Origin of the sequence: Campylobacter concisus (genome assembly GCF_902460665.1) — a bacterium.
GTDB classification, from domain to species: domain Bacteria; phylum Campylobacterota; class Campylobacteria; order Campylobacterales; family Campylobacteraceae; genus Campylobacter_A; species Campylobacter_A concisus_AL.
Genome location: NZ_CABPUR010000001.1, coordinates 527,960 through 547,663, shown reverse-complemented (window position 1 = coordinate 547,663; position 19,704 = coordinate 527,960). Strand labels below are relative to the sequence as shown.

Annotated in this window: 22 protein-coding genes; 14 read left to right on the top strand and 8 right to left on the bottom strand. The window is 39.7% G+C overall.

Annotation, left to right across the window (positions count from 1 at the left end; all coding sequences use genetic code 11):
• Nucleotides 1–71 precede the first annotated feature (71 nt).
• The 11 genes from murJ (at nucleotide 72) to F3G66_RS02810 (ending at nucleotide 11,934) form a co-directional block, all read left to right on the top strand.
• Nucleotides 72–1,472 (top strand): murein biosynthesis integral membrane protein MurJ, encoded by a 1,401-nt coding sequence (murJ, locus tag F3G66_RS02860; protein WP_149707068.1) that lies wholly within the window; start codon nucleotides 72–74, stop codon nucleotides 1,470–1,472.
• On the top strand, nucleotides 1,459–2,853 hold the full coding sequence (gene cysS / locus F3G66_RS02855) for a cysteine--tRNA ligase (protein WP_149707067.1): 1,395 nt from the start codon (nucleotides 1,459–1,461) through the stop codon (nucleotides 2,851–2,853). Before murJ ends, cysS begins: the two co-directional genes overlap by 14 nt.
• Nucleotides 2,846–4,570 (top strand): ABC transporter ATP-binding protein, encoded by a 1,725-nt coding sequence (locus F3G66_RS02850; protein WP_149707066.1) that lies wholly within the window; start codon nucleotides 2,846–2,848, stop codon nucleotides 4,568–4,570. Before cysS ends, F3G66_RS02850 begins: the two co-directional genes overlap by 8 nt.
• 53 nt (nucleotides 4,571–4,623) lie before the next feature.
• Nucleotides 4,624–5,697 (top strand): quinone-dependent dihydroorotate dehydrogenase, encoded by a 1,074-nt coding sequence (locus F3G66_RS02845; RefSeq protein ID WP_149707143.1) that lies wholly within the window; start codon nucleotides 4,624–4,626, stop codon nucleotides 5,695–5,697.
• Nucleotides 5,698–5,708: 11 nt separating this feature from the next.
• A complete protein-coding gene (locus F3G66_RS02840) occupies nucleotides 5,709–6,950 on the top strand; it encodes a M16 family metallopeptidase (protein WP_149707065.1) in 1,242 nt (413 codons plus the stop codon).
• Between the two features lie 26 nt (nucleotides 6,951–6,976).
• On the top strand, nucleotides 6,977–7,846 hold the full coding sequence (gene dapA / locus F3G66_RS02835) for a 4-hydroxy-tetrahydrodipicolinate synthase (protein ID WP_035167707.1): 870 nt from the start codon (nucleotides 6,977–6,979) through the stop codon (nucleotides 7,844–7,846).
• On the top strand, nucleotides 7,846–8,634 hold the full coding sequence (locus F3G66_RS02830; protein WP_021091937.1) for an enoyl-ACP reductase: 789 nt from the start codon (nucleotides 7,846–7,848) through the stop codon (nucleotides 8,632–8,634). The genes dapA and F3G66_RS02830 overlap by 1 nt, the downstream gene beginning before the upstream one ends.
• A 34-nt stretch (nucleotides 8,635–8,668) precedes the next feature.
• Nucleotides 8,669–9,214 carry a CDP-diacylglycerol--glycerol-3-phosphate 3-phosphatidyltransferase gene (gene pgsA, locus F3G66_RS02825; RefSeq protein WP_107687294.1) on the top strand — a complete coding sequence of 182 codons (546 nt, stop codon included), beginning with the start codon at nucleotides 8,669–8,671 and terminating at the stop codon, nucleotides 9,212–9,214.
• 2 nt (nucleotides 9,215–9,216) lie between these two features.
• Entirely contained in the window at nucleotides 9,217–10,113 is an 897-nt protein-coding gene (locus F3G66_RS02820; protein WP_149707064.1) for a hypothetical protein, read from the top strand.
• Nucleotides 10,114–10,189: 76 nt separating this feature from the next.
• Nucleotides 10,190–11,299 carry an RIP metalloprotease RseP gene (rseP, locus tag F3G66_RS02815; RefSeq protein ID WP_149707063.1) on the top strand — a complete coding sequence of 370 codons (1,110 nt, stop codon included), beginning with the start codon at nucleotides 10,190–10,192 and terminating at the stop codon, nucleotides 11,297–11,299.
• The gene (locus F3G66_RS02810; RefSeq protein WP_188115816.1) at nucleotides 11,296–11,934 is read left to right on the top strand and encodes a YggS family pyridoxal phosphate-dependent enzyme; all 639 of its coding nucleotides are present in this window, start codon (nucleotides 11,296–11,298) and stop codon (nucleotides 11,932–11,934) included. Before rseP ends, F3G66_RS02810 begins: the two co-directional genes overlap by 4 nt.
• Nucleotides 11,935–12,016: 82 nt before the next feature.
• Here the strand turns inward: F3G66_RS02810 and F3G66_RS02805 are convergent, their stop codons facing one another.
• The 8 genes from F3G66_RS02805 to F3G66_RS02775 form a co-directional block, all read right to left on the bottom strand.
• Nucleotides 12,017–12,586, bottom strand: a complete 570-nt coding sequence (locus tag F3G66_RS02805; RefSeq protein ID WP_149707062.1) for a ComF family protein — start codon at nucleotides 12,584–12,586, stop codon at nucleotides 12,017–12,019.
• The gene (locus tag F3G66_RS02800; protein ID WP_149707061.1) at nucleotides 12,586–13,143 is read right to left on the bottom strand and encodes a YajG family lipoprotein; all 558 of its coding nucleotides are present in this window, start codon (nucleotides 13,141–13,143) and stop codon (nucleotides 12,586–12,588) included. The genes F3G66_RS02805 and F3G66_RS02800 overlap by 1 nt, the downstream gene beginning before the upstream one ends.
• Before the next feature lie 11 nt (nucleotides 13,144–13,154).
• Nucleotides 13,155–13,877 (bottom strand): hypothetical protein, encoded by a 723-nt coding sequence (locus F3G66_RS02795; RefSeq protein ID WP_149707060.1) that lies wholly within the window; start codon nucleotides 13,875–13,877, stop codon nucleotides 13,155–13,157.
• Nucleotides 13,871–14,101 (bottom strand): 2-hydroxymuconate tautomerase family protein, encoded by a 231-nt coding sequence (locus F3G66_RS02790; protein ID WP_009294206.1) that lies wholly within the window; start codon nucleotides 14,099–14,101, stop codon nucleotides 13,871–13,873. The genes F3G66_RS02795 and F3G66_RS02790 overlap by 7 nt, the downstream gene beginning before the upstream one ends.
• A 44-nt stretch (nucleotides 14,102–14,145) precedes the next feature.
• Nucleotides 14,146–14,283: a hypothetical protein gene (locus tag F3G66_RS09410; RefSeq protein ID WP_188115815.1), complete on the bottom strand. Its 138-nt coding sequence runs from the start codon at nucleotides 14,281–14,283 to the stop codon at nucleotides 14,146–14,148.
• Between the two features lie 33 nt (nucleotides 14,284–14,316).
• Nucleotides 14,317–16,107, bottom strand: coding sequence for a translation elongation factor 4 (gene lepA, locus F3G66_RS02785; protein ID WP_103603796.1), 1,791 nt, complete (start codon nucleotides 16,105–16,107; stop codon nucleotides 14,317–14,319).
• A gap of 118 nt (nucleotides 16,108–16,225) precedes the next feature.
• Nucleotides 16,226–17,146, bottom strand: coding sequence for a cation diffusion facilitator family transporter (locus F3G66_RS02780; protein WP_149707059.1), 921 nt, complete (start codon nucleotides 17,144–17,146; stop codon nucleotides 16,226–16,228).
• On the bottom strand, nucleotides 17,124–18,008 hold the full coding sequence (locus F3G66_RS02775; protein WP_149707058.1) for an ABC transporter six-transmembrane domain-containing protein: 885 nt from the start codon (nucleotides 18,006–18,008) through the stop codon (nucleotides 17,124–17,126). The genes F3G66_RS02780 and F3G66_RS02775 overlap by 23 nt, the downstream gene beginning before the upstream one ends.
• 150 nt (nucleotides 18,009–18,158) lie before the next feature.
• Between F3G66_RS02775 and F3G66_RS02770 the strand changes: the two genes are divergently transcribed.
• The 3 genes from F3G66_RS02770 to F3G66_RS02760 all read left to right on the top strand — a co-directional run.
• Nucleotides 18,159–18,533 (top strand): cupin domain-containing protein, encoded by a 375-nt coding sequence (locus F3G66_RS02770; protein ID WP_149707057.1) that lies wholly within the window; start codon nucleotides 18,159–18,161, stop codon nucleotides 18,531–18,533.
• A 30-nt stretch (nucleotides 18,534–18,563) separates the two neighbouring features.
• Entirely contained in the window at nucleotides 18,564–19,199 is a 636-nt protein-coding gene (locus F3G66_RS02765; protein ID WP_149707056.1) for an NAD(P)-dependent oxidoreductase, read from the top strand.
• 115 nt (nucleotides 19,200–19,314) lie between these two features.
• Nucleotides 19,315–19,704 (top strand): Rrf2 family transcriptional regulator (locus F3G66_RS02760; RefSeq protein ID WP_149707141.1); only part of this gene is annotated, 390 nt, incomplete at its 3' end.

Below are 19,704 nucleotides of genomic sequence, written 5' to 3'. Positions count from 1 at the left end.
AAATTTGGGTTATGTAAGCTTTAAAGCATCTTTTGTTACTATTGCGTTTTCAAATTTAATTTAGGTGAGCGATGTTTATAAAAGGTTTTTTTTCAAACTCAGTTGGCATTATGGTTTCAAGAATTCTTGGACTTATAAGAGACCTTTTAACAGCTTCTATCCTTGGAGCTGGTATATTTAGCGATCTTTTTTTTATCGCTTTTAAAATCCCAAATTTATTTCGCCGTATCTTTGGAGAAGGTGCCTTTACACAGGCATTTTTGCCAAATTTTACAAATAGCAAGAAAAAAGCGATCTTTCAAGCTGAAATTTTCATCAAATTTCTACTTTTTATAGGCATTTTGACGCTTCTTGTAAATTTATTTACGCCCTACTTTATAAAGATCATCGCAAGCGGTTTAAGCGAGCAAAATATCACAGACGCAGTGCCACTTGTGCGCATAAATTTCTACTATCTAGCACTTGTTTATATCGTCACTTTTATGGGTGCGCTGCTTCAGTATAAAGGGCACTTTGCCACAACTGCGTTTTCTACTGTGCTACTAAATTTAGCCATGATCGCATCGCTACTTTTGGCTCGTGGCAAGAGCGAAAGCGTGGTCGCACTTTATCTTAGCCTTGGCGTCGTTACAGGCGGCATCTTGCAGGTTTTGGTGCATCTAATCGCTATGAAATTTAACGCCTTAAATAAAATTTTTTGGGGCGGTCTAAGCGGATATTTTAAAGGCAAAAAAGCTAGTAGCAAAGGTTTTTTTATAAATTTTTATCACGGCCTACTTGGCTCAAGTGCTATGCAGATAAGCGCATTTATGGACACTTGGCTAGCTAGCTTTTTAGTAAGTGGCTCGATAAGCTATCTCTTTTATGCAAATAGAATTTTCCAGCTCCCGCTTGCCATCTTTGCGATCGCACTCTCTCAGGCGCTATTTCCAAAGATTACCAGACTTTTAAAGCAAAAAGATGAAATAAACGCCCTAGTTTGGACGAAAAAGAGCTTTTATCTGCTACTTAGTGCTCTGCTAGCAGCCACGATCACAGGCGTAGTGATGAGTGAGTTTATCATCTGGCTCTTATTTGAGAGAGGAAATTTCGTAAGGGCAAACACGCTTGAGTGCGCCAAGGTGCTAAGTGCCTATTTGGTGGGGCTTACGCCATTTGGTCTGGCTAAAATTTTCTCACTTTGGCTTTACGCAAATATGAAGCAAAAAGAGGCAGCCAAAATTTCCATCATCTGCCTTGTGATAAATTTGATCCTAGCTGTCATTTTAATGCAGAAATTTGGAGCAGCTGGTCTTGCATTTGCAAGCTCGCTTGGGGGATTTTTACAGCTTATTTTATACGTTAGAGCCTTTGGAGCTAAGCGATTTTTAGCTATAATCGAGCCTAAATTTATAGCCGCCATCGCTGTTTTGGCGGTTTTGCTCTATTTTGGTTTAACATTTTTAAAGGATATATTTAATGCGAATTTTTGATACTTCTAAAAGAGAAAAGGTTGAGTTTAGCCCGATAAGAGAAGGTGAAGTTAGCATCTATCTGTGCGGTCCAACGGTCTATGACGACGCGCATTTGGGGCATGCAAAGTCAGCCGTTAGCTTTGATCTTTTAAGAAGGGTCTTAAAAGCGCTTGGCTACAAGGTCAAATTTGCAAGAAACTACACCGATATCGACGATAAAATTTTAAATAAAATGGCGCAAACTGGCCAAAGCCTAGAGGAGATCACAAACAAGTATATAGCGCATTATGAGAGCGACATGAACGCTTTAAACGTGCTTGATCCAGACTTTAAGCCAAAGGCTACGCAGTGTTTGGAGGCGATCATTAGCTACATCAAGGTACTTATGGATAGAGGCTTCGCGTATAAAACGAGCGATGGAATTTACTTTGATACGAGCAAGGATAGTGGATATTTTAGCATTAGCGGCAAGGATAACAACACCGATCTAATCGCGCGTGTGGCAAGTTTTGGCGAGAAAAGAGACGAAAAAGACTTTGTGCTTTGGAAATTTGATGAGAAATGGTACGAGAGCCCATTTGGCAAGGGTCGCCCTGGCTGGCACACCGAGTGCGTAGCGATGATAAGAGAATTTTTAAGTGACAAAGAAAATGATAAATTTGAGATCGACATCCACGCTGGTGGCATTGACTTACTCTTCCCACACCATGAAAATGAAGCAAGTCAGTGCAGATGCGCCTATCATAAAAATTTGAGCAAATACTGGATGCATAACGGCTTCATAAAAGTAAATAACGAAAAGATGAGCAAGAGTCTAAATAACAGCTTTTTCGTAAAGGACGCCATAAAAAATGTTCATGGCGAAGTGCTTAGATTTTATCTTCTTACAAGCCACTACAGGGCTCATTTTAACTATTCAGATGAAGACTTAGTGGCTTCAAAAAAGAGGCTTGATAAAATTTACCGCCTTAAAAAAAGAGTTGATGGCGTGCAAGCAGGTGCAATAAATGAGAGCTTTAAAAATGAGCTACTTGAGGCACTAAGTGATGATCTAAACGCTTCAAAAGCACTTGCAAGTGTTGATGAGTTTGTAAAAACAGCAAACGAAAGGCTTGATAATAGCCCAAAAGATAAAGCCTGCAAGGCCGAAGTAGTGGCAAATTTGGAGTTTATAAGTGAAATTTTGGGCATTGCTAGCACAAATTATGTTGAGTATTTTCAGTTTGGCGTAAGTGACGAGCAAAAAGAGCATATCCAAAAACTTCTTGATGAGCGCGCGGTAGCTAAAAAAGAGAGAAATTTTGCAAGAGCTGATGAGATAAGAGATGAGCTTTCCAGCCTAAATATCTCTATCATGGATACACCAAATGGCGTAGTTTGGGAGAAAAACAATGAATAACTTTGGCTTAAAAGATGTACTAAAACGATTTGGCCCCTATTTTAAAGACTACATCCCACACTTCATCCTAGCCTTCATCGGCATGGGGCTTGCAAGTGGTGGAACAGCAGTCAGTGCGTATCTGGTGGAGCCAGTATTAAATAAAATTTTCGTTGAAAAAAACGAAACACTGCTTTATTTGTTACCATGTGCGATCATCGCTATTTATCTGTTAAAAAATGTTGGAACTTTTATGCAGGCTTATTTTACGGCATATATCGGCCAAGATACGATTAGAAGATTTCGTGAAAAGATGGTCGAAAATTTACTAAATTTGGACATGAAATTTTTTAATGATTTTAGAACAGGCGAGCTAATAAGCAGAACCACGAACGACATAGAGCGCATAAGATCTATTGTTTCAAGCATCATACCTGAGCTTATTAGGGAGCTTGTAACTATCATAGGTCTGCTTTGTGTAGTCATCTATCAAAGTCCTAAATTAGCTTTTTTTGCACTTGTTGTTATGCCAATAGCGATTTATCCGATCTCGCGCCTTGCTAAAAAGATGAAAAAAATTTCAAAAAAATCACAAGAAAAGACATCTGATATCACTTCAGCCTTGAGTGAAATTTTTACAAATATAGAGATCATCAAGGCAAATAATGCCCAAAAATACGAGCACTCACGTTTTATTGATGAAAATAATAAATTTTTCAAGCTAAATCTTAAAACCGTAAAAATTGAGCAATTAGTAAGTCCACTAATGGAAACAATTGGCTCAATAGGCGTGGCAGCTGTCATCATAATAGGCGGCAAAGACGTCATTGACGGAAATATAAACATGGGTGCTTTCTTTTCATTTTTAACTGCGCTTTTCATGCTCTACACTCCTCTAAAACGTATCGTAAATATATACAATAAAATGCAAGATGCGATCGCTGCGAGCGAGAGGACATTTTTCTTGATGGATAAAGTAAGCGAGATAAAAGATGGCGAAAAAGTGTTAAGCGAAGAGATAAATTTGATTAAATTTAATGATGTCAGCCTAAACTACGGCGATAAAGAGGTTTTAAAAGGTATAAATTTGGAGGCTCGCAAGTCAGAATTTATAGCCCTTGTTGGCTCAAGTGGTGGCGGAAAAACCTCGCTCATGAATCTGCTCATGAGATTTTACGACGTAAATAGCGGAGAAATTTTAATAAATAATACAAATTTAAAAGATATCAAAATCCACTCACTTCGCCAAAATATCGGCCTTGTAACGCAGCGTGTCTATATCTTTAACGATACAATCGCTAAAAACGTGGCTTACGGCAGAGAATTTAACGAAGATGCCGTGATAAATGCACTAAAAATGGCAAATGCCTATGAGTTTGTAAGCAAACTAGATGATGGTATCCACTCTATCTTAAATGAATTTGGCACAAACCTTTCAGGCGGTCAAAGACAACGCATCGCAATAGCAAGAGCGCTTTATCAAAACCCACAAATTCTTATCTTTGACGAAGCTACTTCAGCGCTTGATAACGAGAGTGAAAAAGAGATCACAAAGGCGATAAATAATCTAAGAAGCAAAAAGATCATCTTTGTCATCGCTCACCGTCTAAGCACGGTTGAGAGTGCTGATAAGATCGCGGTTTTAAGTGGTGGAAAGATAGTTGATATTGGAAGCGATGAAGAGCTTAGCAAGAGAAATGAAATTTATGCAAAACTTAAAGGCAAAGCCTTAGTTTAAGGCGATTTTTGCTAAGATTTGCACAAATTTTTAGGCATTTTAAAGAGGTTAAAATGAGCTTAAACTACGAAACTTTAAAATCTATATTTTTTAAATTCGATCCTGAAACTGCCCATAAAATCGCAGAACTTGCAATGATCGGAGTAAATAAAATTTTTCCAGGATCATTAAGCTTTGTAGCAAACAAGTGCGTGGTAGACGACAATGCATTAAAACAAAATTTATTCTCAAGCACCTATCACAATCCAGTTGGTATAGCTGGTGGCTTTGATAAAAACGCCACAATGTTTGAAGCGCTCACAGCTCTTGGATTTGGGTATTTAGAATTTGGCACATTTACTCCAAAACCTCAACCTGGCAACGACAAACCAAGACTTTTTAGGCTCATAGACGAAGAGAGTATCCAAAACGCGATGGGCTTTAACAACGAAGGCTGTGAAGCTATTAAAAATAGAGTCAAAAAACTTTATCCTTATACTTTACCTATCTGGGCAAACATCGGCAAAAACAAGGTCACACCAAACGAAGACGCGATAAAAGACTATGAAATTTTAGTAAGAGATTTTAGTGAAATTTGCGACACCTTTGTCATAAACGTCTCATCGCCAAACACGCCAAATTTAAGAGCCTTGCAAGATGAGAGCTTTATAAAAGAGCTTTTTAACGTTATTTTGCCGCTTACTAAAAGGCCGATCATCTTTAAAATCGCTCCTGATATGAGCCACGAAGATGCGATCAAGCTTTGTAGTTGCGCGGTAGAAAACGGCGCTAGTGGCGTGCTTGTTTCAAATACAAGCGTTGATTACTCGCTCTCTCACTCGTCAAATTTAAAGGATTTTGGCGGACTAAGCGGCAAGGTGATCGCTCAAAAGTCAAAAGAGATCTTTAAAGCCGTGGCAGACGAACTTTATGGTAAGACGACACTTATCGCATGTGGCGGCATAGATAGCGGTGCAGAGGCATATGAGCGCATAAAAATGGGGGCTAATCTAGTGCAAATTTTTACAAGCCTTATCTTTAAAGGGCCGATGATCGCAAGAGATATAAATTTAGAAATTTTAGAACTTTTAAAAAGAGATGGCTTTGCCTCTATCAGCGAAGCAGTCGGCATAGATGTTAAAAAATAAAAGGCAAAAGATTGACAAAATTCAATAAAACAAAACTAGAAAACGGACTAGAAATTTATCACGTACCAGTAAATCCTGGCTCAAAAGTGATAAGCGTCGATGTCTTTTATAAAGTTGGCTCAAGAAACGAAGTGATGGGCAAAAGCGGCATCGCTCACATGCTAGAGCATCTAAATTTCAAGTCAACCAAAAATTTACGTGCTGGGGAGTTTGATGAGATCGTAAAAGGCTTTGGCGGCGTAAATAACGCAAGTACAGGCTTTGACTATACCCACTACTTTATAAAAGCTTCAAATGAAAATTTAGACAAAACGCTTGGGCTTTTTGCCGAGCTTATGAAAAATTTAAGCCTAAAAGACAAAGAATTTCAGCCAGAGCGAGACGTGGTGCATGAAGAGCGCAGGTGGCGAACAGATAATAACCCTATGGGATACCTCTACTTTAGGCTCTACAACCACGCATTTATCTATCATCCATATCACTGGACTCCGATAGGTTTTATAAAAGATATTGAAAACTGGAATATCTCCGACATAAAAGAATTTCACGCTACTTTTTATCAGCCAAAAAATGCCATTTTGATGATAAGTGGCGACATCGGCAAGAATGAGGCATTTAAACTGGCTAAGAAAAATTTTAGTGGCATAAAAAATAAAAGAGCCATCCCAAAATCTCACTGTAAAGAACCTGAACAAGACGGAGCTAGAAGAGCAATCATCTATAAAGATAGCCAAACACAAATGCTAGCGATCGCTTATAAAATCCCAAATTTTAAACACACTGATCAAGTAGGGCTAAATGCGATAAGCGAATATCTAGCCACTGGCAAAAGCTCTATTTTACAGCAACGTCTAATCGATGAGCTAATGCTCGTAAATCAAATTTATGCCTATAATATGAGCTGTGTTGATGAAAATTTATTTATATTTTTAGCAGTTTGCAACCCAGATGTCGAAGTAAACGTGGTTGAGGCTGAAATTTTAAAGATCATAGATGATTTAAAAAATAAACCAATCGACAATGATGATGTTTTAAGAGTTAAAAATTTGATAAAAACTGATTTTATATACTCATTTGAGAGTGCAAGCAAGGTTGCAAATTTATACGGCTCATATCTTGCTAGAGGCGACATAAAGCCACTTTATGAGCTTGAAAAAAATATCGATAAGATAGATGCCAAGCTTTTAAAAGAGATAGCAAATAGATATTTTAATGAAAAAACCAGCACAACAATAATATTAAAAAAGGAATAAACGTGGAAAATTCGCTTCAAGGTGCGATGACCGCACTCATTACGCCATTTAAAAATCAAAAAGTGGATGAAGTCAGTTTTGAAAAGCTAATAAAAAGACAGATAAAACACGGCATAGATGTCGTTGTGCCAGTTGGAACTACTGGTGAGAGTGCAACACTGACGCATGATGAGCATAGAATTTGTATCGAAATAGCCGTAGATGCGTGTAAAGGCACAAATGTAAAAGTACTAGCTGGAGCTGGCAGCAACGCGACTCACGAGGCTATTGGTATCGCTAAATTTGCCCAAGCTCATGGTGCTGATGGTATCCTTTCAGTTGCACCTTATTACAACAAACCAACACAAGAAGGGCTTTACGAGCACTACAAAGCCATTGCAAATAGCATTGAAATCCCTGTGCTTCTTTACAATGTTCCTGGCAGAGTTGGCGTGGATATCTTGCCAGCGACTGTTTTTAGGCTTTTTAAAGAGTGTAAAAATATCTACGGTATTAAAGAGGCTACAGGCAGCATAGATAGATGCGTAGATCTACTAGCTCACGAGCCAAATTTAGTAGTCATTAGCGGCGAAGATGCGATCAACTATCCTATCATATCAAATGGTGGCAAAGGCGTTATCTCGGTTACTGCAAACCTCTTGCCAGATCAAATTTCACAGCTTACGCACCTTGCGATGAACGAAGAGTACAAAAAAGCAAAACTAATAAACGATAATCTATATACTATAAATAAAACGCTCTTTTGCGAAAGCAATCCGATACCGATCAAAGCGGCGATGTATCTAGCTGGACTCATCGACTCTTTGGAGTACCGCTTGCCACTTTGCAAACCAAGTAAAGAAAATTTTAAAAAGATAGAAGAAGTAATAAAAAATTACGAAATAAAGGGTTTTTAATGAAGGACACACTAAATGAATTTAAAGGTAAAACGCTAGTTATCAGCGGTGGCACTAGAGGCATTGGTAGAGCCATAGTTGAAGAATTTGCAAAAGCTGGCGTAAACATAGCATTTACCTATAACTCAAACGAAGAGCTTGCAAAAGAACAAGCAAAAGAGCTTGAGACTACTTACAAGATAAAAGCAAGAGCATATGCACTAAATATCCTCGAGCCAGAGACTTATAAAGAGCTATTTTTAAAGATAGACGAGGATTTTGATAGGATTGATTTTTTCATCTCAAATGCTATCATCTCAGGTCGTGCAGTAGCTGGCGGATACACTAAATTTATGAAACTAAAACCAAGAGGCATAAACAATATCTTTACAGCAACAGTAAATGCCTTTGTCGTAGGCACTCAAGAGGCTGCAAAACGCATGGAAAAAGTGGGTGGCGGTAGTATCATTAGCCTAAGCTCAACTGGAAATTTAGTCTATATCGAAAACTATGCAGGCCATGGCACAGCAAAAGCAGCCGTTGAAGCCATGGCAAGATACGCTGCAACCGAGCTTGGCGAAAAAAATATCCGCGTAAACGTCGTAAGTGGCGGTCCTATCGAGACAGACGCACTAAGAGCCTTTACAAACTACGAAGAGGTGCGCGATATGACAGCAAAGCTTAGTCCACTAAACCGCATGGGACAGCCAACTGACCTAGCCGGAGCATGTCTATTTTTATGCTCATCTAAGGCTAGCTGGGTGACTGGGCATACATTTATAATAGATGGCGGCACGACTTTTAAATGAGAAGATTAAAAATTTTAAGCATAAAGGCATATTTGTGAGTTTAAATTTACCAAACGCATTGGCATTTTTTAGGATATTACTGGCTCCACTTATGTTTTTTATGCTTGTAAATGCGCCAGGAATTTTTACGCAAATTCACATAAGCTGGATAAACTACTTCGCAGCTCTTATTTTTGTGATCGCCTCGGTGACTGACTTTTTTGACGGCTACATCGCCAGAAGCTGGGATCAAAAGACCAAGCTTGGCGCTATCCTTGACCCGCTAGCTGATAAGATGCTGATATTGGCTGCATTTTTGGGGCTTATGATGCTTGGCAGAGCGAGCGCTTGGGCTGTTTATCTCATCTTGGTAAGGGAGTTTTTTATAACTGGCTTTCGTGTCGTGATGGCAAGTGATGGTGTCGAGGTCGCTGCATCGATGGCTGGCAAGGTAAAGACCGTTTCACAGATGTTTGCGGTTGGATTTTTACTGATGAGCTGGCCTGGTGGCGAACTTTTACTATGGATAGCTGTTGCGCTTACGCTTTATTCTGGATTTGAATATATCTTTGCCTATATAAAGGCGATGAAAAAGAGCTAAATTTGAGCTACGACCTGCAAGAGATTATTTTAGAACGCACTGCAATTTTAGAGCCAGCGCTACAAAAACAAGCAAAAAAACTAAATCAAAAGATCATCAACACAAATTTCTATCACGATGCTAAAAATTTAGAAAAGATCGGCGGTGTGATCAGCCCTGAGCTAAACGAATTTTTACTAAGCTGCGCTTTAGAATACGACAAAACCCATGCAGATAAATTTGATACGTTTGATAACGACATAGAGACTTTGCGTGGCATTTGGAGCGCGATGAGCTTTTCAAAAAGCCCTGACATTTTAGACTATCTAAGCATGCAAGCTACTCGCTCGGTATCGCACCGCTCGTTTGCCCACAGATACATCTTTGAAATTTTACGCTTGCAAGAGAAGGCCTGTCGTTCGCATCCGCTGCTTGCAAAGCTTTATGACTATTATGATAGCTTGCAAGCAAAACTGCCTATATATGAGCTTTTGCGCCGTATAGGCGTGAGTCCTGCTGATCCTTATGATTTTAATATCTCGCTAAATGCTGTAAATTTTGGCTACTGGTTTAGCAATCAAGGCTTAAGTGATGAGGAGTTAGCCGATAAATTTCACTTAGGAATTCGCCTTTTTGCCCCTTTTATAAATGACCACACATTTAAAATAGAGCTTAGAAACGACGCTGTGCCAAGGGCTAGAATAAATTTTAACGATGACGGCATGAGTTTTTTGCAAGAGTTGCCAAATGACGCTTTGCCCTACCCTGATATTTTAAATTTAAAACCATTTATTGATCAAGTAAAATCACGTTTTGATCTAAAATTTGACCTAGACGATAAAGACAAAACTTATTTTAGCGTCAGCAAAGGACTAAATAGAGCCAAAGTGCTCTCTTGGCTAAAGGAAATTTTCGCCTAAATGGCAAGCCAAATTTGAGAGTAAATTTATAAACTTTGGCTAAAATCTCATCAATTTTTTCAAAAAAAGGTAAGTTTTGAAAGGCATTCTCTTCACGCTAGCCCTGCTTTGCCTTGGGCTTTATGCATATTCGTTTTATTTTTTAGTGACTGTTTTAGCCGTTAGTTTTCTCATATTTTTTCACGAGCTTGGCCACTTTTTGGCAGCAAGAACGCTTGGAGTAAAGGTAAATACCTTTAGTATCGGCTTTGGTGAGAAAATTTATACCAAAAACATTGGTGGCACCGACTACTGCCTAAGCGCGATCCCACTTGGTGGATATGTACAGCTAAAGGGACAAGACGACACCGACCCAAAGGCCAAAAATTACGACACGGACAGCTATAACGTGTTAAGTCCTATAAAGCGAATTTACATCCTCTTTGCAGGGCCATTTTTTAACTTTATCTTAGCGTTTTTTATATACATTTTGCTTGGATCTATCGGAGTTGAAAGACTTGCGCCAAGTGTAGGCCACATAGCTGAAGACTCAGCAGCTGCAAGCGCTGGACTAGCTAAAAATGATAAAATTTTAGCAATAAATGGCATAAAGATAAACGAGTGGGATGAGATCAGTAAAAATGTAAAGCTTGAGCCAAGCACCATTTTGATAGATCGCAACGGCTCGCAAATGACTATAAATTTAACACCAAAGATAGGCGAAACGATAAATCTATTTAATGAAAAGGTGCAACGCCCACTGATTGGGATCTCTCCAAATGGCGAAGTGGTAAAAATTTACCACACTGGTCTTGCAGGCATAAATTTTGCCTTTAGTGAGACGATCGAGGCATCAAAACTAATCTTTAAAAGCTTTACCAAACTAGTAAGCGGAGCCGTACCACTAAAAGAGGTTGGCGGTATCGTACAGATCGCTGATGTCACTTCAAAAGCCGCAAAAATAAGTCTTGGCGTACTTTTGACGATCGTCGCTTTAATCTCAGTAAATTTAGGTGTTTTAAATTTATTTCCTATCCCAGCGCTTGATGGCGGGCACATCTTATTTAACATTTATGAACTAACTTTTAGACGCGAAATAAATGAGCGAGTGCTTGTTGCTCTTACCTACTGTGGCTGGGCGCTACTGCTTGGCATCATGGTGCTCGCGACATTTAATGACATTATGAGATTAAGTGGAGGTTTATGATGATAGTTTTAAAAGAACTACTTGAAAAGATCGAAAATTTAAGCAAAGACATGACGCTCATCGCTGTTAGCAAAAATGTGACATGCACTGAAGTAAGAGAGCTTTATGCGCAAGGGCAAAGAAATTTTGGCGAAAATAGAGTCCAAGAGCTAGCCAAAAAAGAGCTAGAACTGCAAAATTTTGCTGATATAAAATGGCATATGATCGGCCGATTGCAAAATAACAAAATAAATCAAATGATAAGTCTAAAGCCCACACTTTGGCAAAGCTGCGATAGCTTTGAAAGAGCCGTAGAGGTCGATAAAAGACTCAGCTACAAGCTCGATACATTGCTTCAAATAAACTCGGCTGATGAAGATACAAAGCAAGGCGTAAGCGTAGCAAATGCGGCAGAAATTTATGAGCGTATCCAAAGCGAGTGCAAAAATATCAATCTAAAAGGCGTGATGAGTATCGGAGCGCATGTGGATGAGCCAAAAGAGATCCAAAAGAGCTTTGAGCTAACTTATAAAATTTACGAGAATCTAAAGCCAAAAGGTGCAACTATCTGCTCAATGGGCATGAGTAGTGACTTCGAGCTAGCGATAAAATGTGGCTCAAATATGATCCGCCTTGGCACTATGCTTTATCTATAAATTTATCGCTTTTGCCTGATTTGCCACTATTGTTGGAGTTTAGTAAATTTCTAGCCAAAAAGACTTAGGCAAAAATTAAAATTTAATATTTAGCGTCAGCCAAAACTAGAGCAAAAAGTACTTTTACGCCAGCTTTTTCTAGAGTATTTCTAGCTTCAAGTATGGTAGTGCCAGTGGTTACGATGTCATCTACCAAAATAACTGGCGCAGTGATCTTTTTTAGGATTTTAAAATTTCTTGGGTTATTTTGTCTAAATTGCAAATCCTTTCCACTATAGCTGATCTTGCTTGTTGCATGCAGTGCATGAAATATGGGCTTTAGATTTTTAGCCCTTAGTGCATTTGCCAAAATAGCCGTGTGCGAGTAGCCATGATGCACTCTATCATCTATCGGCAAAGCATAGACTTTCTCCGGCAAGCTAAAGCTTTTAGCAAATTGATTAAATGCAAATTTAGCTAAGTTTTTATATATAAAATATCCGTGCATTTGGTGCTTGGAGTGGATGAGTTCTTTTATTTCAGAGTAGCCGTAAAAGCTATAAATTTTAAAGCCCTCTAGTTCTCTTACTATCGGGCTTGGCTTGCTTAAAATTTGTGAGCAAATTTTACAAAATGTATTTAGCGTAAAGCTCTTGCAAAACGCACAAAACATCAGCTATTTAAAATAGCAATTGCTGTGCGTTTGATGGCATCATTTATGATCTCAGTTAAAAATGATTTAAATGCTCCACCTGTGGGAATCAACTCAAATTTGGTTTGATTATTTGAAATGTTTTTAACGATGCTTTGATCGCCTTTTTGGATCTTAAGTGTAATCTTAATATTACCTTTTGTATTATCAGTGCCGTATCCGCTCATATTTGCTTCAAATTCGTTGATAAAAATTTCAACTACGACGCCGCCCATACCATTTACATTTGCACCGCGCGCCATAAGCTCTTTTTTGAGAGAATCGCTAAAATAAGTAGCAAGATCGTTTTGAAGCACGACATATTCTTTTACGGTACCTTTGCTATCAGTGATCGTAGCAATGGTACTTTTGTTTTTACGGTTGTCATGCACCGCGCTTATATAGGCCTCAAAGCCGCTATTTTGTTGGCTTGAAGCAGCCTTATATGGATCAAATGCGACAACACTTTGACTTGGCGCACAACCAGTCAAAAATAAAACAAAAAGTCCAAAAATAGCTAAAATTTTAAATTTATTCATCGTTTTTCCTTTTAAAGTTTAGTGATCTCATCGGCTACTTTTATCGCGGCTTGTTTAACTAAAAGTGCGATAAAAAAGTCAAACTGACCAGACTCTGAAGCCTCTAGCTTCTCCACATGGTGCCTAGTCGAGATAGGTAACGTTTTTTTGAAATTTATATTTGAAAGCACAAGAAGCCCATTTAGATGTCCGTTTAAAATTTCTGAACTTCCTGAGTAGCTTCCCCTAAGCTCGTCAAATCTAAAATCAAGTCTATACGTGTAAGGCGATGTTTGAGTATCGACAACAACGATTCCGCGAGAATTTAACTCACGCTGCAAAAACATGTAAAAAAGCACTTCAAGGCGTGGGTTTGAGTTAAAAACTGCAGTATTTCCTTCAACACCTGTGTAATATATCGATCTTGCACTACTTCTAGCATCGACGATCCTGTGGAAATAAACCTTTTTTAATCCAACATTAGTATCAATCATATTTTTTTCCAAGCAGCAGTTTATCGCCACGTCGCTTCTATACTTGACGCCATTTATAAAGACGCCATCGCCCCTGCCCCTGCAAGCGCTACAGTCAGCTGGGATCCTCATAACCTCTTCAAAATAGGTCTTATCTTCGCTACTTATACTTGCACTTTGCACGCCGTCTATGCCCTCGCACGATAGACAAAGGCTAGCTTTTGCCACGCAGCCAGTTAGAAAGACGGCTGCAAAAACTGCTAATAATGTCGCTCTTAGCATTTCACTTCCTTTTGCTCTTTTTGTTTTTTGCGGAGATTTTTCACGCTCTCTCCTGCGATGCCGTAGTTGTTCGTATCGATCTCATCGATAATGACAACGGTATTTTGAGCGCTTCTACCTAAAATTTCGCTTATTAGCTTTGTAACTCCGCTTATCATCTTCTCTTTTTGCTCCACACTTGGGCTATCACCCTCTTTTGTCACGCAAATTTTCACAAACGGCATAGAACTCCTTTTTGTAAATTTAACACTTAAATTTTAATCAAAACCTATCCAGCAAACAAGCTTCCAAATGCTGTGGTATCGCCACTTCGCAATAAGGCGAAATATTTTGTGATGATTTTGAAAGTTGTGACGTGAAATTTTGGTGCGGATAGAACATGTAGTTCATCAAGCCAAAATTTCACTAACTCTTTCAAAAGGGCACAAAAGATAAGCCGTTAGTCTATTTTTAGGACTGAAAGGAACGCCTCTTGCGGTAAATTCACCTTTCCTATCGCCTTCATCCGCTTCTTTCCCTCTTTTTGCTTTTCAAGCAACTTTCTCTTGCGCGTGATATCGCCACCATAGCACTTGGCTGTAACGTTTTTACCCATTGATTTTACGGTTTCTCTAGCAATGATTTTGTTGCCAATGCTCGCTTGTATCGCCACTTCAAAGAGCTGACGCGGCACGATCTCTTTCATCGCCTTTACAAAGTCCCTACCCTTTGTCTGCGCCTTACTCTCAGGCACGATGATAGAGAGCGCATCGACCGTCTCGCCAGCCACTTTGACATCAAGCTTTACTAGATCGCCCACGCGGTAGTCGCTAGGCTCATAATCAAAGCTCGCGTAGCCTTTTGTGCTTGATTTTAGTTTGTCGTAAAAGTCCATCACGATCTCGTTCATCGGTATGTCATACTCAAGCAAAACGCGGTCAGTCGTGATGTAGTCCATCTTTGTTTGTATACCACGGCGGTTGTTTAAAAGCGTGATGATGTTGCCCAAAAACTCGCTTGGCGTGATGATAGTCGCTTTCACATATGGCTCAAGGATTGAGTCTATTTTATTGACTGGTGGCAGCTGGCTTGGGTTTTGGATTTTTAAATTTAGCCCATCAGTTTGGATGACTTCATAAGTCACAGTTGGCGCTGTGGCGATGAGATCTAGGTCAAACTCGCGCTCTAGCCTCTCTTTGACGACTTCCATATGAAGAAGACCTAAAAAGCCAACCCTAAAGCCAAATCCAAGTGCGACCGAGGTCTCTGGCTCGTAGCTAATGGAGCTGTCATTTAGCTTTAGCTTATCCAGCGCGTCACGCAGATCTTCAAATTTATCAGTTTCTATCGGATAAAGTCCCGCAAATACAAATGGCTTAGCCCTCTCAAAGCCACCAACTGGCTCTTTTAGAGGATTTCTTGACTGCGTTATCGTATCTCCAACTTGCACGTCACTAACATTTTTAAGTCCTAAAACTACAATGCCAACTTCGCCAGCGCTAAGCGTTTTGGTCTTGATCGGTGCGATAGGATTTGGATACATGAGGTCAAGCACGATATGTTTTTTACCTGTGCCCATAACCAAAATTTCATCATTTTTTGAAATTTCACCATCATAAACACGCACAAGTGCAAGCGCGCCAAGATAGTTGTCAAACCAACTATCATAAATTAGCGCCTTTGTGGGCTTATTTGCATCACCATTTGGCGCAGGGATCCTCGTGATGATCGCCTCAAGTAACTCTTTTATGCCAACGCCTGTTTTTGCGCTCACTTCGATCGCTCCCGAGCAGTCAAGTCCGATGATGTGCTCGATCTCGTCTTTTACTCTAGCAGGATCAGCTGCAGGTAGGTCGATTTTGTTTATCACTGGAATGATCTCTAGGTTGTTTTCTAGCGCGATATAGACGTTTGCGATAGTCTGCGCCTCCACGCCCTGGCTAGCATCCACGACTAGCAGCGCACCCTCACAACTGGCTAAAGAGCGGCTCACTTCGTAGCTAAAATCGACGTGGCCTGGGGTGTCTATCAAATTTAGAACAAAATTTTCTCCATTTAGCGCGTAGTTTAAGCGAACGGACTGGGCTTTTATCGTGATGCCACGCTCTTTTTCGATATCCATCGTATCCATGATCTGGCTGCTCATCTCACGGTCACTTACAGCGCCACACTCCTGAATGAGACGATCTGCAAGCGTGCTTTTGCCGTGGTCTATATGAGCGATAATGCTAAAATTTCTGATGTTTTTCATATAAGCTTTACTTTTTACTAAATTTTGGGCTTTATTTTGCCTAAAGTTGATTTAAATGCCAATAAATATATTTTTATCATAAGCCCGCCAATAGAACTTGGCTCTATTCTCAAAAATCTTAATGACAATGTCCAAAGTGCTCATGTCCTTCATCGTCATTTAGCTCACAGATGAGACCAGCTTTGTGCCCAAGGCTCTCGCTCTCAAACTGAAGCGTGACATGGCCGATGCCAACGTGAAAAAGCTCATGCTCGATGTGCTTTATCATCTTTGAAATTTCAGCCACGCTTAGCGCATCATCCACCACCACGTGGGCTATGAGCGCGTTTGTGCCAGCATTTATCGCCCAGATATGCAGGTCATGCACGATTTTAACGCCATCTACACCCTTTATAACGCCTAAAATTTCATCCGTATCAAGCTTAAGCGGCACGGCTTCGATCAGGATATTAAAGCTATCTTTTAGCAAGCTAGCGCCACTTTTTATGATGAGTAGCGAAACAAAGATGCTTGCGATGCTATCGGCCTGCGTGAAGTTAAATTTCATCACAAGAAGCGCCGCGACGATGGCGCCAACTGAGCCAAGCGTATCACCAAGCACGTGCAAATAAGCACCTTTCATGTTTAAATTTTCTTTTGTATCAGCGCTTTTATGCATATAAACAGCCACGACTAAATTTACCACAAGCCCCAAAATACTAACAAGAAGCATCGTCTCAGCCTCTATCTGTGGCTCGTTAAAAAGCCTAATGATCGCTTCGACTATGACAAAAATAGCAAGTGTGACAAGAGCTATGGCGTTTATAAAAGCAGCGATGATCTCGACCCTTTTGTAGCCAAAGGTCTTTTGTAAATTTGCCCTTTTTTCTGAAATTTTAAACGCCATGAGTGACAAAAATAGCGCGGCAGCGTCTGAGAGCATGTGAAATGCGTCGCTAATAAGCGTAAGCGAGTTTGAAACGAAGCCAAAAACGGCCTCAACTATCATAAACGTGAAAATTAGAAAAAATGAATTTCTAAGAACGCTCTTGTTGTGCATCATTATCCTTCTTTTGGGCGTCGATCCTCTTGCCTATATCTTTTAAATTTGAAAATTCCTCGATGAGCTTTGGCGAGTCGTCAAGACTGATGACGAAATTCCATATATAGGTCATCACAGAGTAGATCTGGCCGGCATTTGTCTGCTGCGAGCTTAGCACTATTATCGCCACCAAAAAGAGCAGTGAAGCGCTAATACCGATGATAAAATAGCTCATCGCCTCCCTATTTGAGATCGCTATACGAAATTTAGAAACGACGTCGTAGTGCCTATTTAGCGTGCTTTTGTTAAAAACACCTATCACCTTTGCCTCTTTTTCTAGGCGGTCATTTAAGCGAAGATAAAGGTCGTCATTTTTCTTGATATATCTTGGTAAAAATATAAGAAAAACGATCATCACGACAAAACACGCCACAGCGACCTTTGACTCGACAAAAATGAGCATAAACGCTGAGCCGATGATCGAAATAACCGATGTAAAAAACATAGGAAAATGCGTCTCAAAGAAATTTACAAACTCTCGCGAGAGCGCTACTCTAGCGATGATGGCGGAGTCGTCTTTGGCATTTTGTTTTTCATTCATGATGACATTTACAGCAAGCTTTGCGTAGATATTTGCAAAAACTCGCGTATCCACGCGGCGCCTAATGGCTCCTACAAGCCACGCTATGAGCACAAAAAGTGCGTAAGTGAGAGCATTTAACGTATTTCCTTGCATGATTGCGTTGATCGCAAAGCCCGCAAATATCGGGTATGCCAGAAAAAGTCCGTTCTCTGCTAGCACCAAAGTAAAGGTCAAAATGAGATTTTTATTGTGCTCGGTCGCTATGCTCTTTAGCGTTTTAAAGGCGTTATTTTGCAAATTTAATCCTAAAATTTTCGCGAATTCTAGCCAAAATTTATAAATTTTGAAAAATTTTTGTTGTAACTATTGACATTACAACTAAAAATTATTATACTTCGCTCATCAGTTGTAAATAAAAATATTACAACAAAAAATAAGGAGAACAAAATGAAAAATTTTCAGGTTGCAAAGATCGCAAAAGAGCCAAGAGTCGAGCTAAAAGAGGCTTTAAATTTAAGCGGCTGTGAGGTATCTATAAACGAGCTTCCAGCAAATATGAGTGTGCCATTTGTCCATGCACATAAGCAAAACGAGGAGCTTTACATCATCCTAGAGGGTGAGGGCGAGCTTTTCATCGACGGTGAGGTGCTAAAAGTAAGCAAGGGAGATGCGGTGCGCATAGATCCAGAGGGTAAAAGGTGCTTTAAAGCTGGCAAAAACGGCATCAAAATGATCTGCATCCAGACAAAACGCGGTAGCCTAGAGCAATACACTATGGGTGACTGCATGATAGTTGATGACGTAAAGCCAAGCTGGCTGTAAAATTTAAAAACAAAATTTAAAGGAGAAATAATGAAAATAGCAATCATAGGCGCAAACGGCAAAAGCGGTGCAAATTTAGTAAATGAGGCCATAAAACAAGGTTACGACGTCACAGCGATCGTTAGAAATAAAGAGTATAAAAACAAAAGCGTAAAGGTCGTTTATAAAGATATTTTCGAGCTTACAAAGACTGATCTGGCTAGCTTTGACGCAGTGATCAGTGCATTTGCAGCGTGGACGCCAGATACCTTTGCGCTTCACAAAAAAGTGGCCACTCACCTTATAAATTTACTAGAAGGCACTAGTACAAGGCTCATTGTAGTTGGTGGTGCTGGTACATTATTTGTAGATGATAAGGGCACAATGGTGATGGATACGCCAGACTTCCCAGCTGCATATATGGGTGTGGCAAAGGCAACCGCGGAGTCTTATTTTGAGCTAAAAGATAGGAGCAATTTGCTTTGGACATACGTAAGCCCAGCAGGCGACTACGACCCAAATGGTGCTCGTACTGGTAAATACGTGCTTGGTGGAGATAATCTCATCTTAAACTCAAAAAATGAGAGCTATATAAGCTATGCAGACCTTGCGCTTGCGATCATAGACGAGCTAAAAAACAAAAAATTTATACAAAAACGCTTCACAGCAGTTGGCGAGCGAGCATAAAAATTATAGATTTGACATAGCTGGCACAAAAAGTCGGCTTGTCAAATCTAAACTGAAAATAAACTGCTTTTAGTAAAAATTTAAAGTATAATCAGAAAAAATTTCAAGGACAGTTATGCAAGTAGGGATCAAGTTTTCAACCGCGATCCATGTAGTTTTAGCAGCTTGTTTTTTCAAAGGCGAGAAAGTCACGAGCGAATTTATAGCAGGTAGTATAAACACGAATCCGGTCATAGTTAGGCGCCTGCTCGGTACTCTAAAGGCTGCAGGACTCGTGAATGTCGTAGCTGGAGTTGGTGGAGTGAGTCTTGCGAAAGAGCCAAAAGATATAACCCTCCTTCAAATCTTTAACGCAGTAAATGATAAAGAAAAACTTTTTAAGATCCACTCTAACTCACCTAAAGCCTGCCCACTTGGTAGCAAGATCGAGGGGCTTTTGACTGGTCACTTCCTAAAAGCACAAGAAGCTTTAGAGAATAGTTTAAGAAGTATTACTTTACAAGAT